The organism is Mesorhizobium sp. M5C.F.Ca.IN.020.32.2.1 (assembly GCF_004023105.1).
GTDB lineage: Bacteria > Pseudomonadota > Alphaproteobacteria > Rhizobiales > Rhizobiaceae > Mesorhizobium > Mesorhizobium wenxiniae.
Map to the genome: position 1 here is coordinate 1 of NZ_RZSX01000304.1, position 6,657 is coordinate 6,657.

Annotated in this window: 4 protein-coding genes and 1 pseudogene; all 5 read left to right on the forward strand. The window is 56.8% G+C overall.

The window, feature by feature from the left end; genetic code table 11:
- Nucleotides 1–1,025 precede the first annotated feature (1,025 nt).
- Nucleotides 1,026–2,216 (forward strand): annotated as a pseudogene (locus EOA86_RS16710) (IS256 family transposase); the annotation flags it as partial.
- A gap of 225 nt (nucleotides 2,217–2,441) precedes the next feature.
- Nucleotides 2,442–3,161, forward strand: coding sequence for a GntR family transcriptional regulator (locus tag EOA86_RS16715; protein ID WP_029354792.1), 720 nt, complete (start codon nucleotides 2,442–2,444; stop codon nucleotides 3,159–3,161).
- A gap of 1,027 nt (nucleotides 3,162–4,188) precedes the next feature.
- The gene (locus EOA86_RS16720; RefSeq protein ID WP_095521241.1) at nucleotides 4,189–5,475 is read left to right on the forward strand and encodes a DegT/DnrJ/EryC1/StrS family aminotransferase; all 1,287 of its coding nucleotides are present in this window, start codon (nucleotides 4,189–4,191) and stop codon (nucleotides 5,473–5,475) included.
- Between the two features lie 18 nt (nucleotides 5,476–5,493).
- Nucleotides 5,494–6,249 (forward strand): aspartate kinase, encoded by a 756-nt coding sequence (locus EOA86_RS16725; protein ID WP_051695332.1) that lies wholly within the window; start codon nucleotides 5,494–5,496, stop codon nucleotides 6,247–6,249.
- The coding region (locus EOA86_RS16730) for a nucleoside-diphosphate kinase (protein ID WP_245497294.1) at nucleotides 6,246–6,657 on the forward strand (412 nt) is incomplete at its 3' end. The genes EOA86_RS16725 and EOA86_RS16730, both read left to right, overlap by 4 nt.

Sequence of the window (6,657 nt, forward strand, 5' to 3'; positions counted from 1 at the left end):
ACTACAGAGTGCTACGCGTGTCGAAGCTCTTGGTATGGGCGTCTCCGCAATCTGCGCAGAGCTACTGTCACAGCCGCCTGATCTGGCTGGGGACCCCGGATTGTGAACATCGCTCGCGGTCTGGCTCATGGGCTGGACGCTTCGGCTTATGCTATCGGCATCTCCTATGAAAGATATGAGCGAGAGGCCGTCGCCTTTCTCAGAACTGGCCGCGACCGAGGAGCGCATACGCTTGCAATAACGACGCGTGACAAATCGCCAGTCTCTGGGGTGGCGCATGAGGTGCTCCTACTCAGCTCCGGCGCGGGCCCTGGCCGAACCTGGACCGGCAACGCTTATGCCTTCAATGGCTCTTCTGAGTGAGTGCATCGCCGAGTGTCTGAAGGGGCACAGAAATCCCAATGCCTCGCGAACCAAAGCATAGCTGTGCGAACGCTTGGTAAGATCTCTGTTGGTGCCAACACCGCCTTCAGCGAAGCCTTCCTTTCGCTCTTCAGATCGCCAAGTGTAGTTTTAGTCGGAGCCGGGCCTCTCCGAGGGCAATGACAAGAGATGCCACCCCGGGAAGTTCCGTCAGAACGGTCGCTCCGTTAGTGACGACGGCCGTCGTGCGGCGACCACCGAAGTAAGGTCTACGAACAAAGCGAGGGCCAAGCGCAAACTGGTGAAACGACAGATGTACGGCCGCGGCAAGTTGGATCTGCTAAGGGCCGTTAGTCGGCGCTGTAAAGAAATGTCACCGAGAGTGGGTCAAAGCCCCCGTGGTAAGCGCTCGCCGGGCGGAACTGGTCAGGGTTGCGCAGTCCGCTAGTCTAGCGTGGCGAAGCGACGAGCGCAGGAAATGGTTTGCGCGCAGCTCAGGTGCGTCGAGCGCCTAACGCCTCCTAGATCTTTCCGCGTCCGGTCCTCTGAGGCTTCCCGGTAGTGTGCTGAGAGTTCTGCAAATTCGCTGAGAGGGGGCGGTCATGGCAGGCTGGTGATGTTCAACGTCACCTGATTCCCGCGAAGGAACGCCACCATGACCCAAGACTGAAAGTAAGACCGCCAGCGCCGCCGTCAAAGACATTCTGCTTTCGGACCCGCAAGGTCTGCACGAAGTGATCCGGGCGGTGATGCAGGAGGTGCTCGAGGCCGAGATGGACGAGGCTCTGGGTGCTTCGAAAGGCGAGCGCACACCGGAGCGGCTCGGCTATCGCTCGGGTTATTATGGCCGCACTCTTGTCACCCGTGTCGGCAAGCTTGAGCTGCGAGTTCCGCAGGACCGGGCCGGCCGCTTCTCCACCGAGCTTTTCGAGCGTTACCAGCGTTCGGAGCGGGCCTTGGTGGCCACGCTTGCGGAGATGTATGTGCAGGGCGTGTCGACCCGCAAGGTCAAGGCGATAACGGAAGAGCTGTGCGGCCATGCCTTCTCGGCCTCGTCCATCTCGGCCATCAACAAACGCCTGGACGAGAGCCTGAAAGCGTTTGCCGAGCGCCCGCTTCAAGAGCCTTTTGCCTACCTCATCCTCGATGCTCGCTACGAGAAGGTGCGCGAAGCCGGCATCGTCATGAGCCAGGCGGTGCTGATCGCGGTTGGCATCGACTGGGACGGCCGGCGTCAGATCCTGGCCGTGGAGATGGCCAATCGTGAGAGCCGCTCGGCCTGGAGGGACTTTCTCGTTGGCTTGAAGGCACGCGGCCTCAAGGGCGTCGAGCTGGTCGTGTCTGACGATCATGCCGGCCTGGTCGCGGCGATCGGCGAGGTGATCCCGGAAGCGGCATGGCAGCGCTGCTACGTGCACTTCCTCAGGAACGCGCTCGATCACCTGCCGAGAAAGCATGGCGACGATTGCCTGCAGGAACTGCGCTGGCTCTACGACCGGCGCGATCTCGCCGAGGCCAAGGCCGATCTCGCCGCATGGCTTTCCAAATGGTCGGCCCGCTACCCACGACTGACGACATGGGTGGAGGAGACCATCGAGTACACGCTGACCTTCTTTCGTCTGCCACGCCAGCACCACAAGCATCTCAAGAGCACCAACATGCTTGAACGGCTCAACGAGGAAATCCGGCGCCGCACCTATATCCTGCGCATCTTTCCAAACTCACAGAGCTGCCTACGCCTCGTCAGGGCGCTGGCCGTCGAAACCAACGAAAACTGGATGGAGGCCAACCGCTACATCAACATGGACGACCTGCGCGAGCACAAGAAGCTCACTCTGCGCCAAGCCGCATGACCAGCACCATGGCCGCCCCTTTTTGCAGAACTTGACGCACACAACCGGCTTCCGCATCCGAGCGCCGCGGCTGGCCATGGTCACACCTCATACGCATGGTGTATGCAGCTGAGGCGGCGCGCGGTGCATGCGTCATGTCCGGATGTCGAGAAATAGCACGCCGCAGAAACTCAAATTCTGCTAATCGAACGTTCAAAGGACGTCGAAAAAAGGGGAAGCGTAGAGATGTGGTTCTGCAAAAATGCGGCCCAATGTCGTCGGACAGAAATGCCCAGTTTGGCTATTGAAGCCAAGAAGAACGCAAAAGCCGATGCAGCCTACGACGCGGTACTTCAATTGCTCTACAGCAAATCCCACATGCCGGGGCAGCATCTCAGCGATAAAGAGCTAGCGTCCGACCTCAACATCGGCCGGACTCCTATACGCGAAGCACTTATCCGACTTGCAGCGGAAGGGAAGATCGTGTCCTTTCCTCAAAGGGGCTACTTTACGAGACCTCTGGTCGAGTGGGTTCTATTGGACTCGTATGTGGTGGCGCGCGAAACACTTACCTTCGCCCTAACTCGTACACGGACTCACCCTCTCGACCGAACCGCCCCCTCTGGTGAGTTATCTCCAACGGAGCTCGCTCTTCGAGCGGAAGAAATATTCACTGACATAGCTCTGGGGGCATGTAATTGCGAAATCTGCCATATCATCGACAAGTTCTGTTTCTGCTCTCATGCCCTTCGCATGGAAATAACCGCGTCTGAGCTTTCCCCGGCTTTTCGAACCAGTCTTGCAAGGCTAACTGACGCAATGCCTCAGCTCGGCAAGACTACGAGCGCAGTGGCATCCGCATTGACTAACCACCTTGATGTAGAACAGCGCGCAGTGTCGCGCGCTTTGCAAAATATGAGCAGGAGACAGCTGGCAAACTTCACGTTTACAAAGAAGTATTGGTGAGCGATTTTCGCCGACATCAGCCGAGTAGCTGAGCCATTCGGCTTGGGCCGTCGCAGGAGGGCTGCGGGTCCCGTGCGATATGATGCTGGAGGCGGTCAAGACACGCTTCGGATCGACGAGGGTGCCTCATCCGATCGAGACCTGTCGGAAAATGGCACCCCTACACCGGCAAGGAACACGCGCCTTCGCCTCTGCGCTGACCGCGTTACTTGCTCCACGCCCGTGAAGCGCCCCACTCCAGCGACGTGTCGGAAGCCTGGGTCAAAACCTTCAAGCGTGATTGCGTTCGCATCACTCCTTGCATGATCACCCATGGTTCTCCGCCAGATCGCCCGGTGGGATGACTACAACGAGATACATCCTCACTGAGCGCTCAGAATACGATCCCGGGAGAGGTCATTCTGACACAAACCCACTAGCCGGAGTGTTCGCGAAAGGGGCTACTAACATTGGACGCCGGCCCTCGGTCCGGCGAGTGCTTCAACCAATTACGGAAGCTCGGGGTGCTCCCAGCTCGCCAAGGTTGGCTGATTATCTGGCCCGCGGCTTTGGCTGGATGATATTCCTGCGCATCCGCGCTGCGCTTTTTATCTTTTAAATGGTGCCGGTACGAGAGGCTGAAAAAAGCAACCTCGCGTTGTCACTTCCGATACTAAAATATCTCAGATAGGAGGCTAAAGGTAGGCGGAGAATAAATAATATATCCATAAATATATTTCAGAGGGCCACTTCCCCTTCTTGTCAGGGGCTATTAGGTGTTGATTTACGAAGGAGGGACTGAATCGTTCAGCGAGTTCATTTCCGACGAGGTTGACGCCTCATACGCCGGTTGCGAGCTTGAAAGCTCTTTCCTGAACTCAACGTAGCGAGGGCGCTACGGCGCCCAGCCTGTTCTCAGGAGCGACTCTGCTCTTGTGGGTTAGCCGAGCCTCGTTGCAAGACGCAAAAGTATGCGAGAGACGGTTCGGTTCGGCTCGTGACTTCGCGAGTGGCCGATGGCCGATGTAACACAACCAGGCTTGATCATATGACCAAGGATGTAAGCTTAGCCACGGCAGCAAGCACACGATGCGTCCACCAGAAGGACACTTCTCTTGCGCTCTTTGGAGGAGATCCCACGGTGCCGGCTGGGCGAGTTGTTCTTTGGCCAGCTGCGAAACGTAAACATTTGAAGGCGCTCGCAAATGTTGTCGAAAGCGGCAAATATCATCGCGTCAATCACCCTATGGTGATTGAGCTCGAAAAGCGGCTAGCGGATTGGTCGGGTAACTGGTCTGTGCGCGCCGTTGGAAGCGGCACAGCCGCTATTCACGTGGCTCTCGACTACTACCGGAACCGAGGTCGCCGAGTCGTTACGTCGGCTTTGAACTGGCCGGGAGCCGTCGGCCCAATCGCGATCAGTGGACTCGAACCGGTCTTTGTCGATGTTGAGCCAGACCTTGCCGGAGTTGATGAGAAGATGGCGGCCTCCCTCATCAAGCCAGGTGACGCGGCGACGCTCATAACTCATCTGTTCGGAAATAACCTCTTGGTTCCCAGCTTGAGATTCGCGGCGCGAGCGCGAGGCGTGGCGATTATCGATGATGTTTGCCAATCAATTGGCGCTGCGAAAGATATTGTCAATGGAGCTTACTTGGAGAGCGATGCACTCTCTCTCTCCGGCAACGGAGCTAAACACCTCGGGGCAGGTGAGCTTGGATTTGTCCTGACGAGGGACCCTGCTCTGATCCACCATGTAGATAATGTTTCGCTGACAAGCTCGTCGCGATGTGGAGCTAGGATATTCTCCCCGAACTCCAAAGGCTACAATTACCGACCCAATGTATTCTCTGCTGCCATTGCTAATCACAGGCTCAAGCAGCTTGACCGGCAGCTTAAAAAAAGGCGAAGGAATGCTAGGTTCCTTTGGCAGGAGATTGGCCACCTCTCAGGGCTTCTGCCTCTTTTCGATCCAGCAGATCATCAACAATCGATGCTGAATCTCCCGTTGCGTCTTGAGCCGGAAAAGCTCGGTTTTCTACCTGGCCCTACGGCCAGGGATTTCATCATTAAGCTTCTTCAAGCCGAGGGAGTTCCCGTTGCGGTCTGGCTGACGAAGCCCGTCTTTGAATATCTGCCGGATATCTGCGGCCAATGGTCAAGGACCGATTTTCCAAACGCCATGAAGATATTGAACACCATGTTTTACGTGTCGGAGATCGCTCCACCAAACGACGTTGAAGTGATGAAATTGTACGCGGCCGCGTTTCAAAAGGTCTGGGCAGCGCTTCCAAACCTGGCTTCAAAAATTCCTGAGATCGTATCTGTTGCCTGAGGGCGGGATGGCAAGCCGATGGACTGCTCAATAAAAGGTTTTCCACCATATGGCTTTTCGATTGTTCTCAAATTCGGCGGGAGCATCATGCGTGATCTTGCCGTGTGTAAGCTCGCACTGGCTGAACTTGAGCGTCTCGCCGATAAGGGCCATCGAATCCTACTTGTTCCAGGCGGCGGCATCCCGGACAAAGCAATTGAGGCGATTGATGCAGCCGAGCGATTAGATCCGTGTACCGCGCATCATGCGTGTGCTCTAGCACAGGACCAAACGGGGTATTTGCTTGCGGATGCCGCCTTCTCTTCCAAACTAGTTCCATCGGCCAGCCTAGGCGAATGCCGAACTCTCGCGAGACTTGGGAAGATTCCAGTGCTGCTGCCTTCCCGTTTGCTGTTTGCGGCTGACCCAGTGGAATGGAGTTGGGACGTCACATCCGACGCCGTTGCCGCGTGGATCGCTTGGTTAACTGGGGCACCACAGCTGGTGATTTTGACAGATGTCGATGGCGTGCATCGCGGTGGAGCAACCGACGATCCCGCTGCACTTATAGAGCAGATCGCTGCTCAAGATCTTGTCCTTCTCGGCCACACCTCGATTGACGCCTGCGCGGTCGAATTCATGGCGAAGAAAAGCCTTCCCGGCGTTGTGATTAATGCCCGTCATCCCGCTCGTCTCGCCGATTGGCTGGAAGGGAGACGCGTTAGAGCGACTAGGATCACCGTCGCGAGCAGGAAGGCCCATATCACAAGCGACCCTTTGGGGGGGGCGGCATGATGTCATCCACGGCGCTGATAGTGTATGGCCCGGAAGTCGCGCGCTCTGGCCTAACCTCGCTGCTCGACGAATTTATTCGCCGGCGAACCGGTTTGGAACTCTCGGAACGGTTCTTTTCGATTCATAGTCGCAAATCCATTGATGCGTTTTATACCCTTACCTGTTCCACCGGCGGGAAGCATTGGCCATTGGTGCTGGACTTATTCGACATGCGTCCGGTTTGCGCCACGATCTGGAGCGGACCTAATGCGCTGCACTTGTCGCAAAAACTGAAGGGTAACACACAGCCGGCCCAGGCTTTATCCGGCACCGTACGTAGTCTCTTTTTCTGCGATAATCCCGTGACGAACCTCCTTCATGTGAGCGATAGTCATCAAGTAATGGATGCTGAGCTGAGAATACTTAGGT

Bases quoted from the DNA above. Each gene is read 5' to 3' on its own strand.
- EOA86_RS16715 (WP_029354792.1), top strand. From the start codon at position 2,442: ATGTGGTTCTGCAAAAATGCGGCCCAATGTCGTCGGACAGAAATGCCC.
- EOA86_RS16720 (WP_095521241.1), top strand. From the start codon at position 4,189: ATGACCAAGGATGTAAGCTTAGCCACGGCAGCAAGCACACGATGCGTC.
- EOA86_RS16725 (WP_051695332.1), top strand. From the start codon at position 5,494: ATGGACTGCTCAATAAAAGGTTTTCCACCATATGGCTTTTCGATTGTT.